A 24,250-nucleotide genomic window follows, 5' to 3' on the forward strand; every position below is an offset into this window, starting at 1 on the left:
GGTGAGGTGGCGCGCGAGCTCAGCCAGCGCCGCGGCGCCAGTGTGATGTGGCATGTGCAGCAGGCCGTTTCGGCGGGCCTCGCGCTCGCCGCTGCGGCCTGGGCCGCCCGACGCTGGCGGGGCCTGCGCCATCCGGCCTACGCCGGCGCAGCGCTGGTGCTCGTCGCGCTCGCCGCCTTCATGCCCTCGCTCGGTGCCGTGCTGCTCGCGCTGGCCTGGTGCGTCACCAGCGGCCGCTGGCGCCTGGCCAGCGCCGCCGGCGTGGCCGCTGCATGGATCGTCGGCGCGTTCTACTACCAGCTCGCCTGGCCGCTGGCGACGAAGGCGGCGGTGCTGGTCGGCGCCGGTGCGCTGCTCGCCGCGCTGGCCGCCTGGGTGGCACGCCGTGGCCCGCCGAGTTCAGACACCGGCGTGTCGCCCGCCAGCGCCGCGCCATGGGCCCGCGTCGGCCTGGCCGCCAGCCTGCTGGGCGTGCTGGTCGTCGCCAACGGCGGCATCTGGCAGAAGGAACGACTCATCCGTGACGGCCGGCCGGTGTTCGTCGAACTCGCGCCGGTCGACCCGCGCTCGCTGATGCAGGGTGACTTCATGCGCTTGAACTTCAACCTGCCCGGCGAGCCCGCCGAGCGCCGCGCCGGGCTGCTGCGCGCCGAGCGGCCGCAGGTGATCGCGCGGGTCGGCGAGCGCGGCATCGCCACGCCGCTGCGCATCGACGACGGCGCGCCGCCGGCCCCGGGCGAGCTGCGCATCGAACTGACGCCGAAGGACGGCCGCTGGATCCTCGTCTCCGACGCCTGGTTCTTTGCCGAGGGCGAAGCCGAGCGCTGGGCCGGCGCACGCTACGGCGAGTTCCGTGTCGATGCGCAGGGGCGCGCGCTGCTGGTCGGGCTGCGCGGCCCACAGCTCGAGGCGCTGTGAATCGCCGCGGCCGCCGCTGAGCCGGGCCGGCTCATGCCGGGCCGAGCATGCGTCGCGGATCGACCCAGGTGTCGAACTCTTGCGCCGTCACGCCGCCCACGGCCAGCGCCGCCTCGCGCAAGGCCAGCCCGTTCGTGTGGGCGTGCTTGGCGATCAGCGCCGCGCGGTCGTAGCCGATGTGGGGCACCAGCGCGGTGACGAGCATCAGCGAGCGCTCGAGCAGCCATTGCACGCGCTCGGCATCGACCTCCAGTCCTTCCACGCAATGCGTGGCGAAGCTCGCCATCGCGTCGGCGAGCAGGCGCAGGCTGTCGAGCACGTCGTGGGCGATCAGCGGCTTGCAGACGTTGAGCTCGAGCTGGCCCTGGCTGGCAGCAATGCCGATCGCCACGTCGTGGCCCATCACCTGCGCGCACACCATGGTCAGCGCCTCGACCTGCGTCGGGTTCACCTTGCCGGGCATGATCGAGCTGCCCGGCTCGTTGGCCGGCAGGCGCAGTTCGCCGAGGCCCGAGCGCGGGCCGCTGCCCAGCAGGCGGATGTCGTTGGCGATCTTGTTGAGCGCGATGGCCAGCGCGCGCAGCGCCGCATGCAGCACCACCAGCGGCTCGTGGCCGGCCAGCGCGGCGAACGGATTGGCGGCCACGACGAAGGGTTCGCCCAGGCGCTCGGCGAGCCGCGCCGCGACGCGCCGGCCGAACTCCGGATGCGTGTTCAGCCCGGTGCCGACCGCCGTGCCGCCGATGGCCAGTGCGTGCACGGCCGGCAGCGCACGGCGCAGCGCGTCTTCGGCGAGCGCGAGCTGTGCGTCATGACCACCGAACTCCTGGCCGAAGCTCAGCGGCGTGGCGTCCTGCAGGTGCGTGCGGCCGATCTTGATCACCTCGGCGAACGCCACCGCCTGGGCCTGCAGGGCGGCGCGAAGCTGGCCGAGCGAGGCCAGCAGCGGCCGGGCCTGCAGCACTGCGGCGACATGCATCGCGGTCGGGAAAACGTCGTTCGACGACTGGCCGTGGTTCACGTCGTCGTTCGGATGCACGCGGCGCGCAGCGCCGAGCCCGCCACCGAGCGCCAGCGAAGCCAGGCTGGCGACCACCTCGTTGACGTTCATGTTGCTCTGCGTTCCCGAGCCCGTCTGCCAGACGGACAGCGGGAACTGCGCATCGAACTCGCCGGCGGCCACGCGCGCTGCGGCGGCAGCAATGGCGATGGCCTTGTCCGGTTCGAGCAGGCCGAGGTCGGCGTTGACCTCCGCTGCGGCACGCTTGATTTCGGCCAGTGCGTGCACGATCTCGATCGGCATGCGCTGCGTCCCGATGGCGAAGAAGCGGCGGCTGCGCTCGGTCTGCGCGCCCCAGAGGGCGTCGCCCGGGACCTCGATCGGCCCGAAGCTGTCGGTCTCGGTGCGCGGCAGGGTCATGGCGGCGGCGTTCCAGGAAGGACGAGCCGACCGCGGGCCGCGCGTCGAGCCGTCGCCGGACAGTATCGGCGCGCGGGCGCGTCGTGTGGGGATTCCCCCGTCGCGGTCATCGCTACTGTCAGTGGACCCACTGCAGCGACTGGTCGCCCCAGCGCTGGAGCGGCCTGAGCGGATTGCGCCGCCGCTCGATCTCCCGGATGGTCGGTTGCCCGCCGATCGACCCGCACACCAGGGCGCTCCACGAAGACCAGCAGCACGTCCACGCACCATCCGGTGGTCATGCATGCAAACCCTCGCCGCTGCTGGGTCTCCGGGCCACATAGGGATCTTGCGGGACGATCCGGGACGATCGGGTGGCCCCCGTCGAGCCCACACCGGAAAGCGTTGCCCTGATCTCGGTGCCCCCGACGCGGACGCCGCGATCGGCTTCATCCGAGATGGGCGTGGCACGCAGGCTTGTCGAGCCTCCCCCGGGCGCGCGTACGGCGCAGCGCCGCCGCTCAACCCTTTACTTCGACCACCTGTTCGAAGCCGCCGAAGATCATGCGCTTGCCGTCGAAGGGTATGGGAGGATTGCCGGGCGTGGACGGGTCCATGCGAGGATCCTCGATCATCTTCTTCATGGCGGCGTCGCGCGTGGCCTTGTTCGGCCACTCGACCCAGGAGAACGCCACCGTTTCGTCGGCCGTCGCCTGCACCGCGCGGCGAAAGTCGGTGACCTTGCCGTCGGGGACGTCGTCGCCCCAGCACTCGATCACACGGATCGCGCCCAGTTCGATGAACAACGCATCGAAATGCTGTGCGTGCTCGATGAACCTTTGCTTGTTGGCAGTGGGAACCGCGATCACAAAGCCGTCGATGTAGGACATGCCTGAACTCCTGTTGGATCGACCGTTCGGCGCAACCGTCTGCGGACGCGTCGTACATTCCCGACGAACGAAAGGTGGCTGATTCGACACGATCCACCCTCGGCGCGGGCGGGCGCGCGTGCAGTTGCAACGTCGAGCTGGCCTGAAGCCGCCAATCGAGGATGCCCGCTCCCAGTCGCATGCGCTGGTCCGCGACCTGGCCAGGCAGCTGACCGTCGGGCTCGCGTCAATACACCTCGACAATCAGCTGTCGGTCGCGGCATCGAGATGACGCACGCGGACATGTCCAGACATCCGCCATCAGCAGACGAGTGTTTCTGGAAGACCGACTGCCGAGAGTCGGATTCGGCAACGCGTGCAGCGACCGGCTCCATGGGCCGAGAATACGTGGCCCGCCACACAGCCCCAGTGACCGACCTGCTTCTTCCCGATGCCTGACATCCCAGAGATTCCCGAGACTGCTCCGGGCCCGACGCCCAATGCGACGCCTGGTACGCCGATCGAGGCGGCGCCAGTTGTCCCCGCGGCGACTGTCGCACCGGCGTCGCGAGCCGAACCCAGCGTGGCCGACACCGCGCGCCTGCTGGCCGAGCACTTCCCGGCGCTGTTCGGTGCGGGCGTGATCAAGCCGATCAAGCTTCGCATCCAGGCCGACATTCATCAACGGGCGCCAGGAGTCTTCACCAAGAAGGCACTCTCCATGTTCCTGCAGCGCCACACCACCGGGACCGCCTACCTGCGGGCCCTGGTGGCCGAGGGCGCAACACGCATCGACCTCGACGGCCAGCCGGCCGGCGAAATTGCCGCCGAACACCGCGATGCTGCAGGTGTGGAACTCGAGCGGCGCCGTGCCATCGTCGAAGCAAAGAAACACGCGGGGCGCGAAGCGGCCCGAGCTTCGCGTCATGACGCCCGCCCACTGCGGCCACCCCGACCGCCACTCCCTTCCCAGCAGGCGGAGGTGTCGCAGCCCGCTTCGCAGGCGACCGGCGAGCGGCCTGCCACTCGTGGCGCGCGCGCGGTGCAGCCCGGTACTTCCGATCGCCCAGACCGCTCTGCGCGGCCATCTCAGCCCGGCCAGGCGCAACGGCGCTCCCGACCGCCGCAACCTGGCGCACAACGAGGCCCCGGCCGGCCCGGCGATGCTGGCTCGGGTGCATCGCGGCGCCCGCACAAGCCCCTGCCCGAGCGGAACCTTGCCAGTGCACATGAGCAAGAGCCCGTGAACGCACCGGCCCTGCCGCTGACTCCCGAGCAGGCTGCCGAGGCCGAGGCTCGCCGACAGCGCGCATTGCTGCTGCGCAGCTTCGAGCAGAGCCCGCTGTCGAAGGCAAACTTCGGGGCCTTGAAGGGGCTGAGCGAGGGAGCCCTGGACGCGCTTCTGACCCTGGCGCGGCAGGAGCGCGGCTCACGGTGATGGCCCCAGCGCCACAGGTATCGGGCCCATTCACCATCCAGGCCTCCATCGGCGAGTACAGCGAGACTCGCCTGAGTCGGCGGACGAAATTCGCGCTCTACCTCGAACGGGCTGGCGCCACCGCTGGTGACGAGAGGGAAGAAGGTCAGCTGTACAAGGTGCAGCGGCCGCAGGCCTTGCGCTTGGCGGTCAGCGCCGCGCTGCCGACTGCTTCTCCCCGGCCCGAACTTGCGCGGCCGGTAGAGTCGAGATGTGGCGCGGCGACGGTAGGTCTGAGCATCGCTGTTGCGGCCCCTTTCGGTTGGCGGTGCTGCAAGAGCCAGACCATGGCTCCGTTTCCACATCCCGCTCATCGAACCGGACATGCAGATTCCCCGCATCCGGCTCTCGGACAAGTCATCACGCCTTCGCCCACGACCCGCCGTGCTTCAGGTTGGCCAGGCGCACGAGCCCGAAGTGCTCGCATGGGTGATGGAGCGGGTAGCTCCCACCCCGGCGTCGCCTGACCTTGTACTTGTTGCGCAGCCACCGGCGCAACCGCGGTGCGGTGTAGTTGTCCAGCGCGCGATACGCCTGGCTCGTCGTGCCTACTTGGATGTAGTTCGCTCAGCCGCGCAACGCTGTCACGAAACCGTTTGACGCCTTGATGGTCCCGACACCCGCATGTTCCCTACGTTTCCAGCACGTTCTGAGATCGCCTGGGACCTTCCGGAACAGTCGGATGGCGCCCGGAGGGGTTTGAACAGTTCCGGGGAAGCCGCGCAGATGTGCACTCCGGCAAGGATCGGCTGAAGTTGTTCCCCCGGGGCTGTTCCCCTGTCTCGAAAGTTACCTCTTTCCGGCCGACTCGAACCGCATCACTCCCGGCGCCGCTGCCCTCGGCAGTCTACGTCTCCAGCTTCGCAGTCGGCCGAGGCACTCGCGGGGAGCGGCTCGGAGGCGGCATCCAGTCGCCTCAGTCTGGCGAGTTCGAATCTGTCCCCGCAGCGTTCATCGCCAGCTCCAGCATGTGCATCGCGTGCGACACCATCTGCCGACTGGCCTGCGGGGCCAGTCCGAGGTGCTCCATCACGTTGGCCTGCGCGATCGATGCCAGGCCATGCATCTGCGACCAGATGAACATCGCGTCCAGGTCCACGCGCGTGCGTTGCGCGCGATCGGTGCCGTGAATTCGCCGCAGCACCGTGCGCAGCACGTCCAACGCATGGCGGGCGTCCTCCACCAGGCCGCGCTGCTCGGCCGGCTCCGGCCACGGCGTGCCGAACATCAGCCGGTACTCGAGCGGATGCCCGGCCGCAAACGCCAGATAGCGTCGCCCCAGCGCGCCGAGGTCCTCGCGCGGGTCGGCGTGCTGACCCCGATCGTCGAGGTAGTCCGCGAACTGCCGGAAGCAACGGCGGATAACCTCGGCCAGCAGGTGGTCGCGGCTCGGGTAGTGCTTGTACGGTGCCTGGTGCGACACACCCAGGCGCCGCGCCACCTCTCGCAGGCTCAACCGCTCGACGCCGTTCTCGGCGATGAAGTCATGCGCCGCGCGGACACAGGCTTCCTTCAGGTCGATGGGGGCGTCAGTGGCGTCGGGCTCGATCATCGGTGGAGGCGCGGTACGGGATGCGCATCATTGTCCTTCCGGCGCCCCTGGCCGCAGCGCCATACCCCGCATGATGCGGCCCATGATGAAGACCCGCAGCGCCCGCGGCGCCGCACCCAGGCTCCAGCCCAGCAGCTTGGACAACGCGCCCGGCCGCACCGTGCCCTGCCGTCCCAGGGCCGCCAGCGTCTGGCTTGCCACCACCTCGGGCTGCACGGTCTGCCCCATCGCCATGCCGGCGCGTTGAGCAAACCCGCTGGCGACTGGACCGGGCGCGCAGGCGACGACGTTGACGCCCTGCCCCGCCCATTCCTCGCGCAAGCCTTCGGCCAGCGACTGCACATAGGCCTTGGTGGCAGCGTAGTTGGCCGACCAGGGCGTGCCATGGAAAGCCACCACCGAGCTGAGCAGGATCACCCCGCCGCGCCTGCGCTGTGCCATGCGCGCGCCGAAGTGCAGGCACTGCGCCAGAACGGCGCTGCAGTTGACGGCCACCATGTCCATTTCGGCCCTCGGGCTCCGCTCGAGCAGCGGCCCCGCGCTCCCGAATCCGGCGGCAGCGACCAGCAGTCCCACCTCCAGGTCCGCCGTGGCCGCCGCCAGCCTCGGCATCGCGTCCGGGTGGCCGAGGTCCAGCGGGACGACCTGACAGCGGATGTCGTGGCGTCGCTGCAGTTCGACGGCCAGTTGGTACAGCGGCGCCGCGCGCCGCGCGACCAGCACGAGGTTCAACCCGGCGGCAGCGGCTTCCAAGGCGAAGGCACGGCCGATGCCGTCAGAGGCTCCCGTGACCACGGCCCAGGGGCCGTAGCACTGCAGTCGCGATGCTGGTTCGAGAAGGGACATGGCGAGGCCTTGCAGCAGGGTTGGAGGAAGCGCGACCGAAGGACGAGTCGCGCAGTTGACACCGTCAACCATGATTCACTACAGTGTTGACACTGTCAACACTCAAGGACCCGACCGATGACTCCGACCCCGATCGACGCTCCGCCCGGGCCGCGCAGGCGTCGTGCGATCCTGACGACGCTGCTCACGCCGCTGGCTGCCATGCTGGGTGGCTGCGCCGCCTTCGACTACTCCGAACCCGATGCGCCGCTGGCGCTGCCGGCCCCACCGCGGCTCGACCCGGCGCCGCGCATCGCGCTGGTGCTGGGCAGCGGTGGCCCGCGCGGCTACGCCCACGTCGGCGTTCTGCGTGTGCTGGAGGAAGCCGGCATCGAGCCCGACCTGGTGGTGGGCAGCAGCGTGGGCGCATTGATCGGTGCGTTCTGGGCCAGCGGGCTGAGCGCGACCGAGATCGACCGGCGCTCGTTCGAGGGCGGGCCGTTGACCGTCTTCGACCCCTCGCCCTTCGCCGACCGCGGCTGGATCCACGGCCAGAAGCTGCAGGACTACGTCAACCGTGGCCTGGACGGTCGGCGGATCGAACAGTTGCCGCGGCGGCTGATCGTCACCGCTTCCCGGCGTGAGGACAAGGCCGGACGCTTCTTCCTGAGCGGCAACACCGGCGTTGCGGTGCGTGCATCGGGGGCGATGCCTGGGATCATCTCGCCCGTGGGTATCGCCGGTGTCGAGTACGAGGACGGCGACGAAGCCTACCCGGTGCCGGTATCGGCGGCCAGATCCGCGGGAGCCCAGTTCATCATCGCCGTCGATGTCAGTGCGCGAGGGGGCCGCACGCCGGCCGAGGCGTCGGCTGCGATGCGCGATCGCGATCTGCGCCGCCGCACCCTCATCGACCCTGAGGTGGCCCAGGCCGACTTCCTGCTCCACCCCGACCTGGACTACTGGGCCGGGCCACGGCGCAGCTACTTCATCGACGCCCGCGTCCGCGGCGAGGCCCACGCACGAGCGCGCCTGCCTGCGCTGCAGGCGGCGCTGGGCGCGCGCTTCGGCCCCAGTCGCGCTGCCCGCGGCTGAACGGGCCGCGCAAGCGCCGACCCGGCTCTTGCACAATCGGCGCATACCGTCGCGCGACGCGACCGCGCCGATCACGCCGCCGATCGCAGGCTGATACGCCCGTCGAACGCGCGCCCCCGAAGAGGAAACAGACCATGCCCATCGCCCATGGCGCACACAACAACGGGCTGCTCTGCGGCTACTGCTTCAGCGCCGACGGCATCGGCCAGGAGATCGACCTGCAGGCGGCCGTCGAGTGGCTGAAGCGCCCGGTCAACGCCGGCGAGCCAGGCTTCCTGTGGCTGCACTTCGGACTGACCGACGCCTCGGCGCAGCGCTGGATGAAGGACAACCTGGCGCTGGAGCCGGAATTCTTCGAGGCGCTGGGCCAGGGTTCGCGCTCCACACGCATCGAAGACGCGCGCGACGACCTGATCGCGGTGATCAACGACGTGGCCTACGAGTTCACGTTCGAGCCTTCGGACATCGAGACCCTGTGGATGAGCGTCAGCGAGCGCGTGGCCGTCAGCGCGCGCATGCACCCGCTGCGCTCGATCGACGGGTTGCGCGAAGCGGTGCGCACGGGCGCCCGTTTCGGCTCGCCGGTCGAACTGCTCAACCACCTGATGGACAAGCAGGGCGACGTGCTGGTGCGCATCGTGCGCGAGGCGACCTTGAAGGTCGACAGCATCGAGGACAGCCTGCTGCGCGGGCGCCTGGTGCACCAGCGCTCCGATCTCGGCCGGCTGCGCCGCGTTCTGGTCCGGCTGCAGCGCCTGCTGGCACCCGAGCCGGGTGCGTTGTTCCGCCTGCTGCGCCAGCCGCCGCCCTGGATCGCGAGCGCCGACCTCGACGGCCTGCGCCAGTCGACCGAGGAGTTTTCGCTGGTGCTGCGCGATCTCGCCGCGCTGCAGGAGCGCATCAAGCTGCTGCAGGAGGAAATCGCCGCCCAGGTCAGCGAGCAGACCAACCGCAGCCTGTTCACGCTGACCATGGTGACGGTGCTCGCGCTGCCGATCAACATCACCACCGGCTTCTTCGGCATGAACGTCGGCGGCGTGCCGCTGGCCGAGCATGCCCACGGGTTCCTGGCCGTGGTGCTGCTTGTGGCCATTGCCACAGGCATCGGCGCCTGGGTGGTCTTCCGGCGCAAGGACTGAGCGGCCTCCTCGGTGCTTGCCGAGACCTGCATTCACCTCTTGCTCTGGCACGCGCGACGTTGTCATCAACCGGAACGCATACTGGACCCTCGCGTGGCCACGGGTGGACGACTTGCGACACTGCGGTGCGACGCGCACACGGGAGAACACTGCATGGACCTGCTCAAGACAGCGGTGGTGGACATCATCACGCTGGTGTCGACCTGCCATGCCCTGGAGTCATTCCCGTCCGAGGGCGAGGAGGTTCTGCAACGCAAGCCGCGCAATCGACTGCGGCGCGACCTCAAACGCGGAACCGTCGCGTACATCGATACCTTGGCCAGAACCAGACGCGGCGTGGTCGATGACGACTTGCTCCGCAGGTGCCGCGTGGCCGCGGAGCAGCAGATGCCGCATGCCCTGTCGCATGAGGAGTTGCTCGGCCGCGTCATGGCGTGTGAGGTCGGTTCCCTCGACGGACTGGCCGCCGCGCGGCAGGACCTCTGGCGCTTGGCGCACGTGGCGATCTGCCTGAGCAGTGGCATGTCGACCTTGCGCGGATCGTCTGTCCTGGTTCATGCCAGGTCGGCTGATGCCTTGGCCGGACGCCTGCGTCGCCGCCTTCGGAAAGCATTGATCGCCTATGCGCGGGCAGCACTTCGCAACAAGGCATCCAAGGGACGGTTGGTCGTCAAGGCGCGCGAAGCTGCGCTGGATGAGATCGGATCGCGCGGCGCCATCGAGGCCGAACGGCTTGCGGATGTCGAGGCTGGCGCCGACGCGGCACTCGGTGTCATACGGCAAGGCGTGACGAAGCCCCTCCTGGACCTGGCACTCGACTGGCACCTTCACAGATCCTCGACGAACCAGCGCAGTTCCCCAATGCCCGAATGACCAAAGAGAACGTTCCGGCCTTCCAGCCCTTGACTGGCATCTACGAGCCGTCGGCGATACAGCAACTGCCGGACGGCCGTTTTCTTGTCGTCGAGGACGAGAAGGAACATCCGCTGAGCCTGGTGACCGTCGGTGCAGATGGCACGGTCAGGACCGAAGCATTGACTGCCGGGCTGCTGCAGATGTTCGGTCCGTTCTGGAAACTGGACGATCTGGAAGGGCTGACTGCGGACCAGGCAGGCTTTGTCTACGGCATCACGTCGCACTCTCGCGATGACGACGGCGACGAGAAGAATTCGCGCGAGAAGCTGGTTCGGTTTCGCGTCGAAGGCGACCGGGTGCTTGCTCCCAAGGTGATCGGTGGGTTGAAGCGAGCTCTGACGACACGGCATGCGGTGCTCGCTGCGGCAGCCCAGGTATCCGACGTCAAGGCCAGCGGTGGACTCAATATCGAAGCCCTGGAGATCAGCCCCGACCAGCAGCGCCTGCTGATCGGTTTCCGCAGCCCCTTGCGAGACGGGCGAGCGCTGATTGCCAACATCGAGAACCCCCACGCAGTGTTCGACTCGGATGAAGAACCGCGGATCTCGCCTGTGCTCGAAGAACTGGATCTTGGCGGACACGGCATCCGTGGCTTGTCCTGGGTTCCTGCGCTGGGCGCGTATCTCGTGATTGGTGGCCCCGCCACACGCGAACCCGCAGACTTTGGCCTTTGGCGCTGGAGCGGCCAGTCCGGTGCGCCGGCTCAGCGAATGACGGTTGCAGGTTTGCACAGCTTCGAGAAGTCTGAAGGGGTGTGCCCGGCATCCGTCGACGGCGTTGAGCGGATCATCCTCGTCAGCGACGATGGGAACAGGAAGGCCGGGCGCGCCGCCGGCTATGTGCTGCTGGACCCAGCTCAACTGCTGACCGTCTCCTGATCGCTTGGCACCCACAACGGCGTCCACTCGATCCAATCACTCGCATGGGCAAGACAACCGATCTCCGTCGTGCTCTCAAGTCAAGCTTCTTTCCCTTTGTGCGCGAACTCGGCTTCGAGCTTGATCAGCGCCACGGGCCGGGCTTTGTCGACTTCCGCCGCCGTTCGGATGAACGCATCGAGTTCATCGAGATTCAGTGGGAGAAATACGGTCGGCCCCGATTCAAGCTGAGCTTCGGCAGCGTCAGCGTCCACGGCGTCCTCAGTCATGGCGTGTCGATTCCCGCGAGCGAAGTCGGCCCGGGGCAGGCCCCCTCCTACGTGATCCTCTATCCCACCGGCAAGGGCGGCAGCACCAGGAACTGGTTCTGCCAGGACAAGCCGCTGTGGTTCGCGATCTTCACGCTTCGACGGCTCAAGGCGCCTGAGCAGGTCTGTGCCGAACTCCTGCAGCACTTCCCCGAAGTGCTGCAGTACTTTGCCACGGGCGAGACCGGCCCTCACTGCCGCATTCACCGCAATCCATGGTCCAGGGATTCGGTCTGACCCTCGCGCCTGGTCGCCCCGGCACACGCATCATCGTGTGGCCACGCGTCCCGTGCAGGAGATGCTCTCTCCCCGGTAGGTCGTCGACAGAACCGTGTCGCTCGTGCGGCGCTGGTGCGTCACGTCGCAGCCGAGCGTGACACTGCGCGTGGCCGCATAGCGCACGCCGACCGACAGGCTGGCGCTTCGCTCACGGCCCGCCTCGTCGTTCAGCACCACGCCGCCGTTGCCGAGCAGCGAACTGGCCGCGAGGCTTCGCTGCGCGATCTGAGCGGCGGCATTGAAGGAGATCTTGCCCGTCATGTCGTGGTCGAGCCGCGTCAGCAGGCGCGTTGTCAACTGGCTGTTGTCGCCCGTTCCGCGCACCTGCTGACCGAGCAGTGCCACGGTGAAGAAGCTGGTCTCGCTCCCGGTATCGCGGCTGAGCTGGGCGCTCAGCCTTGTCTTGCCCGTCGCGATCCAGTCCCAGGCCAGCTGGCCGGTGGCGCCGCTGAAGTCACGGTCACTGAGCAGGTCGTAACGCTGCCTTGTCAGGCTCAACCGGCCGCTCAGCGTGCTCGCCCCGGTGATCGCCCAGGTCGAGGACAGATCGAGGTCGTGGCGCTCGAAACGATCCTCACTGGCGCTGCCGTCGGCATTCAGGCGCGCCTGTGGGAAGCGGCCTTGCGTCAGCCTTGGACCGAGCGTCACGCTCAGCGGCCCCAGTGGCCGCCACTGCCCACTGAGACCGAGGCTGTCGAGGCGGTACTGGTCTTGCGCGTAGGCCCGGGCCGAGTAGTCGATGCTGCGATGGCTGTAGGTCGTGCTGACGATCCACTGGGCGAATCGTCCGAGCTGCGCAGCGGCAATGAACTGCCGGCTGGTCTCCACGTTGGCAACACGTCGCTCGGGCTCCAGCGCACTGGCGTACGAGGCCAGGCTGCGGTTCGTCGCGTACGACAGCTTCCACGACAGCTCGCCGGCCGTCGCCCCGCTCCAGTCGGCGAGCAGGCCATAGCCGGTGTTGTCGAGGTCGTCGCGGCGGCTGTAGTCGCTGTGGCGCAGCGTGAGGCTGGACTGCAGGCGTTGCCGGCCTATGGTCTCGTCGACGCTGGCGGACAACGACGCCCCGGCATAGTGGTCGCGGATCTCCTCGCCCGGCGGGGCGCGGAACACGTTGCTCTCCGAGCCGGCCGACAGGCCGGCACTGAAACGCAGCGCGTTGTCCTGCGCGCGCGCAGACGGCACCGCTCCCAGGCAGACGACGAGCGCCGCCAACCCGACTTGCTCAGTGCGCATGGCGGTCCGAGATCACCAGCTTGATGGTGCGAGCGATGATCTGCAGGTCCAGCGCCAGCGACCAGTTGCGCAGGTACTCGAGGTCGTACTCGACACGCGCCTGCATCTTCTCCAGCGTGTCGGTCTCGCCGCGCAGCCCGTTGACCTGTGCCCAGCCGGTGATGCCGGGGCGCACCTTGTGGCGCACCATGTAGGCCTTGATCAGCCGCGCGTACTGCTCGTTGTGGGCCACGGCGTGCGGGCGCGGCCCGACGATGCTCATGCGCCCCTGCAGCACATTGACGAACTGCGGCAGTTCGTCCAGCGAGGTCTGTCTCAGGAAGGCGCCGAAGCGCGTGATGCGCGCGTCACCGCGTGTCGCCTGCCGGACCACTGCGCCGTCGTCCATGACGCGCATCGAGCGGAACTTGTAGACGACGATCTCCTCGCCGTTCAGGCCGTTGCGACGCTGCTTGAAGATCACCGGCCCCGGCGAGCTGAGCTTGACGCCCACCGACAGCACGGCCAGCAGCGGCGCCAGCAACAGGAGGATCGCCGCAGCCAGCAGCATGTCGCTCGCGCGCTTGACCGCGTCGTTGACGCCGGTGAACGGGGTCTCGCAGATGCCGACCACGGGCACGCCGTTCACGTCCTGCAGGCGGCCCTGGATGATGCTGATGCCGAACACGTCTGGCACGAAGTAGATCGACGCTGTGGTTCCCTGCAGCGACTCGAGCAGTTGCACGATGCGCGGCTGCGACCCCAGCGGCATGGTGATGTAGACCTCACCGACCCCATGCCGCAGCACGTGCGCTCCGACATCGGCGAGGCCGCCGAGACGCAGCTTGCGCGCGTTGGCATCGATGCGCTCACCCTGCCGGTCGTCGAAGTAGCCGAGCACCTCGGTACGCTGGTCGCTGCGGCCGAGCAGTGCCCGCGCCGCCTTCACCGCCAGCGGCCCGGCACCGACGATGATCGCGCGCCGCGCGGTGGCCGGCGACCGCGCTCGCCAGCGCAGCCAGTCACGACCAGCGATGACGATGCACCACTGGACGAAGGGCGTGCTCAGCGCCCACAGGCCGATCACCTGCCATTCGAAGTACATGAGGCTCTTCGTCGCATAGCCGCACAGCAGCAGCAGCGCCAGCAGCCACAACCAGGACAGGCCGATGTCGACGGCCGATGACAAGGGCCGATCGCGGAAGCGGTCGTTGCCCGGGAAGGTCAGCGCCAGCACGAGCAGCAGCAGCGTCATCGAGGCACGCGAAAAGGGCTCGTCGTGGTACCAGTGCGCCCCCACCAGCATCACTGCGCTCAGCCCCGGTTCGAGCAGCGCCGCGATGAAGGCCGAGAGCGACTGCGGGGCATGCCGGAACAGCCGCCGCGCACCGGTTGCCGCGAACATGCGCACGGGCGTCTCCGACACGGTCTGCGCTGGACGGAGCATGTCGGCCGGGGGGTCGAGGAGGCTGGAACGGGACATGGGTTGGGTTGCAGGCGCACGCCGAGGGCATGCCGACGATCCGCCGCTGCGGCAAGGGCAAGCGGCGCTTGTTGCTGCGCACCTTAGGGCTGCGCCATGACTGGCCGGTGAATCGGCGGCGCGTGGCGTTCATGGTCCGAACGGACCATGGTTCATGCCGCCTCGATGTCCATGCGCCCGGCTTGCACATGAGCCGAGCGGCGTGTCACGAATCCTGAACCTGCGCCACCTAGGCTCTCGTCATGACTGTCCTTTCGATCCGGCGATGGCTGGCCACCATCGGCGCCGCAACCGCGGCCCTTGTCACCGCACCGACATCGGCGGCGGAGTTGCTCGTCAGGTTTCATGATGCCGCTGCGCCGATGGCCGCAGCCGTGACCGAGGTCCGGCGTGAGCTCGCACCCGGGATGGTCCCCATCGGATCGAGCTGGTTCCGCGTGACGACATCGGCGCCGGCATCGCGTGCGGAGCTGTCGCGCATCGCCGCCCGCCTGCGCCGTGACCCGCGCATCACTCACGTCCTCGAACCAGGGCACGAGGAACTGACCCGCGTTCCCGACGACACGCTGTACGCCAGCGACCAATGGTGGCTGGGCGAGAGCGTCGCCGGCTCGGCCGGCGTTCCCGACCTTCCTGCCGCATGGGATCGCAGCGTCGGCCTGCCTGCTGCCGGCTTTCCACCGGTGGTCGCCATCCTGGACTCCGGCTACACGAGCCACCCGGAACTGGATTCGCGCTGGGTCGGCTCGGGCCATGACTTCGTGTCCTCTACCGACTACGCCAACGATGGCAATGGCCGCGACAACGACGCACGCGACCCCGGCGACCGGCTGACCGACGCCGAGATCAAGGCCGACCTCGACCTGTGGGACGGCTGCGAGGCACGTGAGCGCAGCAGTTGGCACGGCACGCTGATGGCCGGGCAGATCGGCGCCGTCAGCAACAACAGGGCCGGCGTCGCGGGCATCCACTGGGACGCACGCATCCTCCCCGTGCGCGTGGCCGGCAAGTGCGGCGCCGCCGTCGGCGACGTGGTCGACGGCATGCGCTGGGCCGCCGGACTGAACGTCGCCGGCGCACCGCCGAACACCACACCCGCGAAGGTCCTCGTCGTGGGCGTTGCAGGCTTTTCGTCCTGCGACACCGCCGACAGCGACCCGAACGTCGCCGCCGCCGCCCAGCTGTACATCGACACAATCGCGGAGATTCGTGCCGCCGGGGCGATCGTGGTCGCAGCAGCGGGCAACCAGCGCGGCGCCGTCGGGCGGCCGGCCTCCTGCCCCGGCGCGTTCGCGGTCACGTCGCTGAATCGGCAGGGCTTCAAGGCCATCTACGCCAACTTCGGCTCACAGGTTGCGCTGGCCACAGTCGGCGGCGACGCCGCCAACGGCCGCGACTGCGACACGCAGCTCGCCGACGCCGGCATCGTCTCGACCTTCAACCTCGGCACCGGCGCGGCCGGCGATTTCGGCTATGCAGCCGCCACCGGCACCAGCTTTGCCGCACCGGTGGTCGGTGGCGTTGCCGCGTTGATGTGGTCGCTCAACCCCGCGTTGAGCGTTGCGCAGGTCGAGGCCGGGCTGCGTGCCTCGGCGCGACCGCACGTGCAGGTGCCCCTGCTGCAGGCCTGCCAGGCCAGTTCGGGCAACAAGGGCGGGCGCTGCCAGTGCGACGACACGATCTGCGGTGCCGGCGTTCTCGACGCCGATCAAGCGCTGGCCTACGCGGCAGCGCCGGCAGGCTACGTGGCGCCGCAGCGCACGGCGGTGAGCCTGGACACACCGCAGATCCGAGCCTGCGCTCGCTCGCTCGGCCTGCCGGTGCCTGACGACCCGCCGGCCGACAACGAGGAAGGCAGCGGTGGCGGCGGTGCGACGGGCCTGCCGTGGCTGATGCTGCTGCTGGCCGCCGTGGGCACGCTGTCTCGCCAGAGCCGGCGGCTTGACTGAGCGCACGAAAGTCCCAAGCCGTTGCCGGACTTTTGCCTCGCCACGACGTCGCTTGGCTAGACTCCTGCGCGGGAAGTGATCGGGAGTGGACATGGAAAGCAGTTCGACAGTCACGGTCTACAGCTTCAGGATCTTCGAGCTCGACGCGGAGGCGTACCACATCGCCCGCTTCAAGGCGCCGCGCCACGTCATCCGGGAACGCTACCGCGGCGAGGTGCTCGAAGGCACCGGCGAGGAGGTCGATGCGACGGAGCTCGATGGAGAGGGTCGCTATCGCCGCATTGCCACCGGCTGGGGCGCACTCGACTGAACGCCGCCACGTGTCGTGCCCGCGATGCACGACAACAGACGCAACAAGTCCTCGCTTTTCTGCAGTGCGCGCGAAACAAGGCATGTGCAAGATGCCTTGGAAAGCGCAGACTTCGCTCGAGCCTGTTCCACGAGCGCGAGACGTCCGGCGCCCACTTCAAAGGAGGCCGACATGCTCACTGCATCCCTGATTTCGTTGCCGCCCGAAACCGTTCGCCAGATGGTCGACGCGCAGACCGACAGCCCGCATGGCGGCGGCGGCGGCAGTGCATTCGAGCGTGGCGCTGGTCTCGTCGTGCTCATCGTGGCCGTCGTGCTGGCACCGCTGGTCGCCCTCGTGCTGCACTGATCTTCCCTCGCGAACTGCTCGCTGACGCCGCTGCTTCACGCGGCGCGCGTCGATCGGGCCATGCCTGCCCACCTCCCTCTGCGGAGGCTTGACACAGCTCCTGCGTACTCTGTCTGTCGGGATGCCCTCAGACCGCTTCGCCGCGCCGCGGCGGCAGCGCCTCCAAACCCGCCAGGAGAGTACTCATGCAGTTCCGCCGCAAGGCGTTCACCCGGAGCCTGCTTGCAGCAGCGACGATCGCGTCGCTGCTGCCTGCCGCGAACGCCGCGAACTTCGTCACCCGCGCCCAGGATCTCGGCACGCTCGTCGCTCCGGTGACGCTGTCCTACAGCCATTCCTTCAACGACACCAACCTGTCGCTCGCCGGCCTGCAGCTCGCCGAGCTGCCCGGCAGCACGGTGTTGCCGTCGGACCTGTTCTACGACGACTACGCCTTCCAGATCGACGGTTCGACCTTCAATTCGCTGACGGCGACCATCGACCTCGGCACCTGGTTCGACATCTCGAATCTGCAGGTGCGGCTGTACCAGGGCAACCTGCTGACCACCACCACGGGGCCTGCCGGTCCGGCGCTGGTGGCGGCCTGGAGCGCGCAGACGCTGACCGCGCAGAGCAGCGGCGGCGACGTGCAGCTGATCGCGCCGATCAACCTGCTTCCCGGCAGCTACGTGCTCGAGGTGCGCGGCAACATCACCGGCACGAATGGCGGCAGCTATGCCGGCGTGCTCAACCTCGCACCGGTGCCTGAACCCGGCGCGCTGGGCATGATGCTGGCGGGCTTTGGCCTGCTCGCCTTCCTGGCGCGCCGCCGCCAGGCCTGAAAGCGACAACAGCAAGAACAAGGGGCCGCGCGAGCGGCCCCTTTTGCCTGTCCGGTCGGAACGCGGCGCTCAATCTGCCCGGCGCCGTGCGGCACGGCCGCCGAGCACGCCCAGGCCGGCGAGCGCCAGGGCCAGCGCGCCGGGTTCGGGCACCGGGGCGAGCGCACTCACGGTGACCATGTCGAAGCGCCAGGTGCCGGCGCTCCCGTAGCTGCTGCTGGCGGCATTCGACTGCACGTACGCTCCCCCCGGGCCGAATCCAGAGACGACACGGAAGCCGAACAAGGGGTTGTTGTCGGCGCCGGCGATCGACGACAGATCGACGCTGCGGCCATTGAACCATGTGTCACCGGCAGCGCCGACGAAGCCGGCCACGTCGGCGAAGCTCAGGCCGCCGTCCAGAGTGATCTGCACCACCTCGTGGGCAGCCGATGTGTTGCTGTGGCGCAGGTCGTAGCCGATCGAGACGTCCTGCCAGCCGAGCGTGCTGACGAGGAAGAAGGCGCCTGCGGTCTTCTCGGCAGTTCCCTGCGTCGGGAAGGTCGTGATTCCCCAGCCGGTGTCGTCGACTGCGACCGGGTCCGACGAGCCACCGTTGGACGCTCCGCTGGCGAAGCCGGCTGTCGTACCGCCGACCGCTGCAGCGCTGCCGGCACCGAACGACGGCAATGTGCTGCCGGTGCTCGTGCTGGTGTCGGGCGTCACGGAGTTGAAGTTCCACTGCGTGAGGACATCGGCTTGTGCGGCGCCGGCGAGCAGTGCCGCCGCGGCGGCGACCAGGGTGTGCTTGAGGATCACGAGAGCTCCAGTCAGGTTTGCGAAGAGAGGGAGATGCGGCGGCGCGCCGAGCCGGCAACCACGCCGATGCCGGCGAGCATGAGCAGCAGCGCGCTCGGCTCGGGAACCGGCACGACCTGCACGCCGGAGACCGCCAGCGTGGACGTCACGTTGTAGTCACCGACGTCGACCACGCCGAAGGCCACCGAGTGCATGCCGCCCGAAGCGAAGCTGAAACTGAAGCTCTGCGCGCCGGTCTGCAGCTGGTTGCCGAGGCGGCCCGGCAGCGTGGCTTCCCCGGAACCGCCGAGGCGGAACAACTGGCCGTCGACCACCGCGAAGGCATAGTCGGCGAAGTTGTCGCTGGTGCCGAAATCCCAGTTGAAGCTCAGCGTGTCGCCCGCTGCGGCACTGAACGACTGCAGCACGGCCGTGCCTTCGTAGGCCTGCAGGCCATTGGCCGGATCGGGATCGAGCGCACCGCCGGCGATGCCGATGAAGGACTCCAGGCCGCTCGTCGCGGCGCCCTGCCCCGAGCGATTCAGCGCACCGGCCGGCAGGGGAAAGTCGTCCTCGAAGTCGAGCGAGGCGTTGGTCAGCCAGAGTTCGTTGCCGCCGGCATCGTTCTGCACGCTGGCGTCGCCGAGCACCTGCCAGCCGGCGAGGCCCGCAGAGAAGTCACCGTTGCTCAGTGCCTGGGCCTGGGCGCCGGGCGAGGCGGCGGTCAGTGCAGCCGCCAGCGCGAGGGTGTGGAAGGTTCGCATCGCAGTCGTTGAGGTCATGAGGTGGGGGTCAGCGCAGCACGAAGTCGCGCGAGGGGACGATCGCTGCGGCGCTCACGCTGCGCAGTGTCGCCAGCGTGCGTGCAGCGGCAGGCCCGCTGCCGTCGACGTCGATCTGCAGCAGTGCACCGGCCGGCGAGGCGAGCACGCGGACGATGCCGTCGGCGAAGGCCGCATCGGGGTTGGCGCTGATCGCCGGCATCAGCAGCGACAGGTCGATGCGGTCGATGCCCGGCGCAAAGTCGGTGATGGTGTCCGCGGCATCGCGCAGCGAGCGGTAGACGAACAGATCGGCGCCACTGCCGCCGGTCAGCGTGTCGGCACCCTCAGCGCCGATCACGCGGTCGTCACCCGCCGAACCGACCAGCACGTCACGGCCGGCACTGCCCGTCACCGTCCGGTAGATCGCCAGGCCGACGACCACCGGGTCGTGGTCCGACGAGCGGTACGGCGTGGCGGCGTAGTAGTCAGGCCCGCAGGTCGCACAGGCCGGCTGCTTGAACTCGAGGTTGTAGTCGATCACCGAGGGCTCGTCGGCATTGATGTGCCACTCGGTCGCGCCGCTGACCTTGTCCGACAGCGAGGTGCTCGTCAGCGCATGATCGAGTCGACCGGCGGCGCCGTCGAACACGTAGGAGTAGCCGAAGCTGTTGAACACGCCGATCTGGTCGACGAAGCCGGCAGCGGCGAGCGTGGCGATCGGGTCTTCCTGCGCATAGGCGTTGAGGTCGCCGATCAGGATCACGTCGGCGCTGCCGCTACTTGATTGCAGCGTCGCGACGAAGTCCGCCAGCGCCTGCGCCTGCAACGTGCGGCGCTCGTTGTAGCAACCCTGGCCGTCGCCCTGATCGAGGTCGGCGCCGGCGGCATCGTCACACCCCTTGGACTTGAAGTGGTTGACGATGACCGCGAAGCGCTCGCCGTTCGGCGCCGCGAAGAGCTGCGCCAGCGGCGGCCGGTTGTGCACCACGGCGGTGTCGGAGATCGAGCCTCCCACCGGTGCCAGACGCGCGCCGCGGTAGATCATCGCCACCTTGATCGCATCCGTACCGGTGCCGGTGGCCGGATCGGCCACTCGGCTGTAGGTGCCCGCGCCGAGCTTCGCGTTGAGCGCGTCGACCAGGTTCTGCACCGCCGTGGCACCGTTGTTCTGGATCTCCATCAACCCGACGACGTCCGCGTCGAGTGCGGCAATCGCCTCGACGATCTTGGTTCTCTGGCGCGCGAACTCGGCCGAGCTGTTGGCGCCGCGGCAGTTGGAGGGCGACACGGCACCGCCGAGCGAACAGCCCTGCCCGGTCTGACCCGACGCCGTGCTGCCGTCGGTGAAGGTGGTGAAGTAGTTCAGCACGTTGACGCTGGCCACGCGCAGGTTGCCGCCCACCGCTTCCGGTGTCGTGCGGCGCGCGTTCTCGCGGGTGACCGCCACCGGCGCGGTCGGCTGGACCTTGTAGTCGCCGAAGCCGGTGTTGTTGTTGGTCGCCAGGCCGTAGTCGATCACGCCGGTCACCGACGCCACCGTGTCACCGGCACGCAGCGTGTTGTCGGCAGCGAGGTACGGTGTCGGGTTGGGGTTCTGGACCGACGTCGCATCGTCGAGCAGGATGCGCGCACGCGCGTTCGTGTCGGCCAGCGCCTGGGCATCGGGGCCGGGGCGGTGGCGATTCGTCGGTGTCTCCAGGCGTCCACCGGCCGACAGCGTCAGCTGCCCGTAGCGGCCGAGGAAGAAGTTCTGCGACACCGTCAGCGGGCCACGCAGCGTGACGAGCATGCCCTCGTAGCGCTCCAGTTCGTCGTTGACTGCTTCGGGCAGGACGACCTCCACCGGCGGCACGGCGAAGCCGCTGCCCAGCACGGTGATGCCGCTGATGCCGGTCAGCTCGGTCACCGGATGGGCCAGCGTGTCGGCGTTGGTTGCCGCGCCGGTGTTGAACTCCGTGACCGTGCCGCTGAGTTGCACCAGCTGACCGACACTGACGGTCGGCGCGCTGCTGGTGAACACGAAGATGCCGTCAGAGGTGTCCGGATTGCCGTCGCCGGTCGGGTCCTGCAGGAAGAAGCCGTTGTTGGTGCGCAGCGTGACGACGCCGCGTGTGGTCACCGGCTGACCGTTCAGCGCGCTGCTGCTGGCGCTGCCCTGGATCTCGGGGATGGGCGTGATGCCGGCGATCGTCACGTCGAGCGTGCACGACGCCGTCTGGCCGCTGTCGTTGCTCCAGCGCAGCGCGATCGGATAGCGGCCCGAGGCGGTGCCGGCAGCGACATTCAATGACAGCTGCGCCGTGCCACCCACCACGGTCGCGCTCACGAAGTTGCCCAGCGTGAAGCCGGCCGGCAAGGAGCCCTCGATCGTGGCCGCGTTGACGATGCTGTCGACGTCGGACGCCGTGGCCTGCGCGCTGCCCGCCGCACCGGCCAGCAGCGTGAGCGCCGGGCAGTTCGGCACGATGGGCTGCGCGACGACGCTGCCGCAGGGCTGCAGCGCCGTGCTGCTGTTGCGCGGCGTCGGCGCCGCGGCAGTGAAGTCGCTGCCGTTGTTGTCGCTGTCGGTGCAGCCTGCCGCGTTGCGCAGCACCGCGGTGGTCGCCACGGTGGACGGCGCGGCGGCGCCCTCGAAGTAGGTGGCTGCGCCCCAGCCGACGAGGTCGACCAGCGACGCACCGCTGGGCGTGCTGCCGGTCAGTGCCGTGGTCGAGGCGACCAGCGCCACCTTGCCGCCGCTGGCCGACATCGGGATCGTGCCGATGGCGTCAGGCGTCGGCAGGTTCTGCGTTCCGCCGCCTTGTGCGGCCTGCTGCACGAGGTAGTACTGCCCGGGCGCCAGTGTGGCGGCGCCGAGGTTGGTGACCTGCCAGCTGGTGCCGGCTGTCGATGCGTACTGCACCGACCAGCCGGCCAGGCTGACCGGGGCCGAGCCCGCGTTGAAGACCTCGATGAAGTCGTTGCGCAACGTGGTGCCGCTGTTGCCGCCACCACCGTAGATCTGGCTGATCACCACGCCACTGACCGACGCCTGCGCGAATCCCCCGGACAGGGTCAGCACGGCAACACCAAGGGCACGAACGAGGGAACGACGAGGTCTCATGCGGGTCTTCGACAGGTGCCGGCGCGAAGTCGCGCCCGATCTGCAGAGGCTGAGGCCGCGCCTTGGCGTGGTCGTGTCACGCCGGCGACCGATCGTGGGCCGATCCGCTCACCGTTCGATGACAGGCGCCGCGGCTTCTTCCGCTTCTTGACGCGCAGATGTCGATCCGGCGTCATACCCCGCGAACACGTTGAGCCGGCCGGCTCATGCCCCTGTCGCGGAAGCTTCAATCGGCTGGTCCATGATGATCGTGCGGCTGCCGGACCGGGAGCGAAGGCCGCCCGTTCGAGTCATGCCAACGGTCCTTGTGGCCGGTGTTGCGCCTTCATCGAGTGGTCACCGACTTCTGGTTTGCACACACAGGGAGAAGACCATGAAACATCGCAGCGTCGCTGCAGGCCTTGCAATGGCCTGCGCTTGCGCCACCGCACCGGCCTTCGCGACCGATCGCGACGCCGGCTACAGCTTCGAGGATCACTTGCGCGAGTCGGTGGAGGAGCGCCTGTCGTTCGTCTGGAACAGCGAACGTGACGACGACTGGCACCAGGGCTGGCGCCGCATCGAGGAGCGCCTTCACGCCCGGCGCGACGAACGCTTCGGCGATCGTTATGGCCGCAGCCTGCGCGAGCACGGCTGGCCGCACCTCGGCTGGCAGGCGTGGCATGGCGGCGGCGGCTTCGGCCACGGCTGGCATGGCCGTCCCTGGCTCGACCCGCATTGCGTCATGCCAGCGGTGCCCGAGCCGGCCAGCGCAGCGCTGATGGCCGGTGGCCTGCTGACACTGGTGTGGGTGCGGCGCCGTCGCCGCTGAGGGCTATCTTGCGGCGCCGCTGACCAGGCGCTGCGCCTCGATCTCGCTGCGCAGCGCCTCGGCACGGTTCTCCAGCCTGACGGCATCCAGGCCGATCAGGCCTTCGCCGCCGCCGAGGCGGCGGAGTTCGTCGAGCAGGCGGCGCGAGATGCCGTAGAGCTCACGGTTCTGCGCCTCGGCGCTGCCCAGCGCCTGGGTGCTGCGCTCGAGCAGCGTGCTGGTGGTGACGACGGTCTGCGTGCGCTCGGCGAGCTGGCGCTGCTGTTCCTGCAGCGACTTCGTCAGTTCCTCGATTCGCGTCTGCTGCGCCTGATCACGCTCGGTGCTGCTGCGCTTGAGCGCCTCGATTTCTGCGCGCAGCTGGGTCAGCTCCGACTCGGCCCTGGCGAGGTCGGCACGGGCACGGCCGGCCTGCGCCTGTGCGGCGCCGAGCTGCGCGCCGCTCTTCTTCGCCAGCACGTCCAGCTTGTCCTTCTCGGCGGCGAGTTCGGCCTTCTCGCGCTGCAGCGCGGACTGCTGCTCCTGCGCGCTGCGCAGCGCCTGCTGGGCGCGGCGCAAGGCCTCGCGCTCGCGCGAGGCACGCTTGTCGTCCTGCGCCAGCACCGGCAGCGCGACGGCGATGCCAATCAACATCGTCAGCAGCCGAGCCCGGCGTGTCGTCATCAGGTTTTGCATGGCGTGCCCGGTCTCAGAAGCGCGACTGCACTTCGATCTGGATCACCTCGATCTTCAGCGGCGCGCTGCTCAGGTTGCCGCTGACCGAGGTCGGGTCGCCGGGCACCGCGAGGAAGCGGTAGCCGTCGTCGAGGTTGCGTGTGCTGGTCCAGCGCGCGCCGAAGGTGGTGTTGCGGTCCAGCGTGTAGCTGCCGCCGACGCTGAAGCCCTTGTAGTTGGTGCCGCCGAGGTGCCAGGTGGTGTCCGTGAAGGCATCGATCCAGGCGTCGCGCTCGAACTTGCGCAGGGCCACGAAGCCCTGCCAGTCGCCGCGCTCGACCAGCCTGGGCGTGCCCAGCAC

Annotated in this window: 24 protein-coding genes; 12 read left to right on the forward strand and 12 right to left on the reverse strand. The window is 69.0% G+C overall.

The features are described from left to right. Positions 1-918, forward strand: a 918-nt coding sequence (locus AAG801_RS24370) for a GDYXXLXY domain-containing protein (RefSeq protein WP_341890679.1), incomplete at its 5' end; no start/stop codon positions are given. A 31-nt stretch (positions 919-949) separates the two neighbouring features. Here the strand turns inward: AAG801_RS24370 and fumC are convergent. Both fumC and AAG801_RS24380 read right to left on the reverse strand, forming a co-directional pair. Beyond that, the gene (gene fumC, locus AAG801_RS24375; RefSeq protein WP_341890680.1) at positions 950-2,338 is read right to left on the reverse strand and encodes a class II fumarate hydratase; all 1,389 of its coding nucleotides are present in this window, start codon (positions 2,336-2,338) and stop codon (positions 950-952) included. A gap of 500 nt (positions 2,339-2,838) precedes the next feature. Next, positions 2,839-3,207 carry a DUF1428 domain-containing protein gene (locus AAG801_RS24380; protein WP_341890681.1) on the reverse strand — a complete coding sequence of 123 codons (369 nt, stop codon included), beginning with the start codon at positions 3,205-3,207 and terminating at the stop codon, positions 2,839-2,841. Positions 3,208-3,769: 562 nt separating this feature from the next. Here AAG801_RS24380 and AAG801_RS24385 point away from each other — a divergent pair. Continuing rightward, a complete protein-coding gene (locus AAG801_RS24385; RefSeq protein ID WP_341890682.1) occupies positions 3,770-4,624 on the forward strand; it encodes a ProQ/FINO family protein in 855 nt (284 codons plus the stop codon). A 399-nt stretch (positions 4,625-5,023) separates the two neighbouring features. On the opposite strand, the gene AAG801_RS24390 is transcribed toward AAG801_RS24385, so the two are convergent. The 3 genes from AAG801_RS24390 to AAG801_RS24400 form a co-directional block, all read right to left on the reverse strand. Then, positions 5,024-5,221, reverse strand: coding sequence for a hypothetical protein (locus AAG801_RS24390; protein WP_341890702.1), 198 nt, complete (start codon positions 5,219-5,221; stop codon positions 5,024-5,026). A gap of 358 nt (positions 5,222-5,579) precedes the next feature. Then, entirely contained in the window at positions 5,580-6,215 is a 636-nt protein-coding gene (locus AAG801_RS24395; RefSeq protein WP_341890683.1) for a TetR/AcrR family transcriptional regulator, read from the reverse strand. Positions 6,216-6,242: 27 nt separating this feature from the next. Then, positions 6,243-7,061: an SDR family NAD(P)-dependent oxidoreductase gene (locus AAG801_RS24400; protein ID WP_341890684.1), complete on the reverse strand. Its 819-nt coding sequence runs from the start codon at positions 7,059-7,061 to the stop codon at positions 6,243-6,245. 117 nt (positions 7,062-7,178) lie between these two features. Between AAG801_RS24400 and AAG801_RS24405 the strand changes: the two genes are divergently transcribed. The 5 genes from AAG801_RS24405 (at position 7,179) to AAG801_RS24425 (ending at position 11,612) form a co-directional block, all read left to right on the forward strand. Then, entirely contained in the window at positions 7,179-8,135 is a 957-nt protein-coding gene (locus tag AAG801_RS24405) for a patatin-like phospholipase family protein (protein ID WP_341890685.1), read from the forward strand. 134 nt (positions 8,136-8,269) lie between these two features. Next, entirely contained in the window at positions 8,270-9,274 is a 1,005-nt protein-coding gene (locus AAG801_RS24410; protein WP_341890686.1) for a transporter, read from the forward strand. A gap of 153 nt (positions 9,275-9,427) precedes the next feature. After that, positions 9,428-10,147 carry a hypothetical protein gene (locus AAG801_RS24415; RefSeq protein WP_341890687.1) on the forward strand — a complete coding sequence of 240 codons (720 nt, stop codon included), beginning with the start codon at positions 9,428-9,430 and terminating at the stop codon, positions 10,145-10,147. Beyond that, positions 10,144-11,067, forward strand: a complete 924-nt coding sequence (locus AAG801_RS24420; RefSeq protein WP_341890688.1) for a DUF3616 domain-containing protein — start codon at positions 10,144-10,146, stop codon at positions 11,065-11,067. Before AAG801_RS24415 ends, AAG801_RS24420 begins: the two co-directional genes overlap by 4 nt. Positions 11,068-11,111: 44 nt before the next feature. Continuing rightward, complete coding sequence (locus AAG801_RS24425) at positions 11,112-11,612, forward strand: hypothetical protein (RefSeq protein ID WP_341890689.1); 501 nt, start codon at positions 11,112-11,114, stop codon at positions 11,610-11,612. Positions 11,613-11,642: 30 nt separating this feature from the next. On the opposite strand, the gene AAG801_RS24430 is transcribed toward AAG801_RS24425, so the two are convergent. Together AAG801_RS24430 and AAG801_RS24435 are read right to left on the reverse strand one after the other, a co-directional pair. After that, a complete protein-coding gene (locus AAG801_RS24430; protein ID WP_341890690.1) occupies positions 11,643-12,890 on the reverse strand; it encodes a hypothetical protein in 1,248 nt (415 codons plus the stop codon). Then, the gene (locus AAG801_RS24435; protein WP_341890691.1) at positions 12,880-14,352 is read right to left on the reverse strand and encodes an undecaprenyl-phosphate glucose phosphotransferase; all 1,473 of its coding nucleotides are present in this window, start codon (positions 14,350-14,352) and stop codon (positions 12,880-12,882) included. Before AAG801_RS24435 ends, AAG801_RS24430 begins: the two co-directional genes overlap by 11 nt. A 242-nt stretch (positions 14,353-14,594) precedes the next feature. On the opposite strand from AAG801_RS24435, the gene AAG801_RS24440 reads away from it, so the two are divergent. From AAG801_RS24440 to AAG801_RS24455, 4 genes are all read left to right on the forward strand, one after another. After that, positions 14,595-16,301 carry a S8 family serine peptidase gene (locus tag AAG801_RS24440; protein WP_341890692.1) on the forward strand — a complete coding sequence of 569 codons (1,707 nt, stop codon included), beginning with the start codon at positions 14,595-14,597 and terminating at the stop codon, positions 16,299-16,301. A 91-nt stretch (positions 16,302-16,392) separates the two neighbouring features. Then, positions 16,393-16,611, forward strand: coding sequence for a hypothetical protein (locus AAG801_RS24445; protein WP_341890693.1), 219 nt, complete (start codon positions 16,393-16,395; stop codon positions 16,609-16,611). A 171-nt stretch (positions 16,612-16,782) separates the two neighbouring features. Continuing rightward, entirely contained in the window at positions 16,783-16,959 is a 177-nt protein-coding gene (locus AAG801_RS24450; RefSeq protein ID WP_341890694.1) for a hypothetical protein, read from the forward strand. A 185-nt stretch (positions 16,960-17,144) separates the two neighbouring features. Next, positions 17,145-17,780 (forward strand): FxDxF family PEP-CTERM protein, encoded by a 636-nt coding sequence (locus AAG801_RS24455; RefSeq protein ID WP_341890695.1) that lies wholly within the window; start codon positions 17,145-17,147, stop codon positions 17,778-17,780. Positions 17,781-17,849: 69 nt separating this feature from the next. On the opposite strand, the gene AAG801_RS24460 is transcribed toward AAG801_RS24455, so the two are convergent. Genes AAG801_RS24460 through AAG801_RS24470 form a run of 3 tightly spaced genes read right to left on the reverse strand, consistent with a single transcriptional unit; the run spans position 17,850 to position 22,382 of the window. Further along, a complete protein-coding gene (locus AAG801_RS24460) occupies positions 17,850-18,578 on the reverse strand; it encodes a PEP-CTERM sorting domain-containing protein (RefSeq protein ID WP_341890696.1) in 729 nt (242 codons plus the stop codon). A gap of 11 nt (positions 18,579-18,589) precedes the next feature. After that, the gene (locus tag AAG801_RS24465; protein ID WP_341890697.1) at positions 18,590-19,339 is read right to left on the reverse strand and encodes a PEP-CTERM sorting domain-containing protein; all 750 of its coding nucleotides are present in this window, start codon (positions 19,337-19,339) and stop codon (positions 18,590-18,592) included. A gap of 10 nt (positions 19,340-19,349) precedes the next feature. Next, entirely contained in the window at positions 19,350-22,382 is a 3,033-nt protein-coding gene (locus AAG801_RS24470; RefSeq protein ID WP_341890698.1) for an ExeM/NucH family extracellular endonuclease, read from the reverse strand. 415 nt (positions 22,383-22,797) lie between these two features. Here AAG801_RS24470 and AAG801_RS24475 point away from each other — a divergent pair, with 415 nt between their 5' ends. After that, positions 22,798-23,235 (forward strand): PEP-CTERM sorting domain-containing protein, encoded by a 438-nt coding sequence (locus tag AAG801_RS24475; protein ID WP_341890699.1) that lies wholly within the window; start codon positions 22,798-22,800, stop codon positions 23,233-23,235. Between the two features lie 3 nt (positions 23,236-23,238). On the opposite strand, the gene AAG801_RS24480 is transcribed toward AAG801_RS24475, so the two are convergent. Both AAG801_RS24480 and AAG801_RS24485 read right to left on the reverse strand, forming a co-directional pair. Then, positions 23,239-23,910 carry a hypothetical protein gene (locus AAG801_RS24480; RefSeq protein WP_341890700.1) on the reverse strand — a complete coding sequence of 224 codons (672 nt, stop codon included), beginning with the start codon at positions 23,908-23,910 and terminating at the stop codon, positions 23,239-23,241. 13 nt (positions 23,911-23,923) lie between these two features. Then, positions 23,924-24,250 (reverse strand): putative porin (locus tag AAG801_RS24485; RefSeq protein ID WP_341890701.1); only part of this gene is annotated, 327 nt, incomplete at its 5' end.

The sequence above is a fragment of the Variovorax sp. YR752 genome (assembly GCF_943372545.1).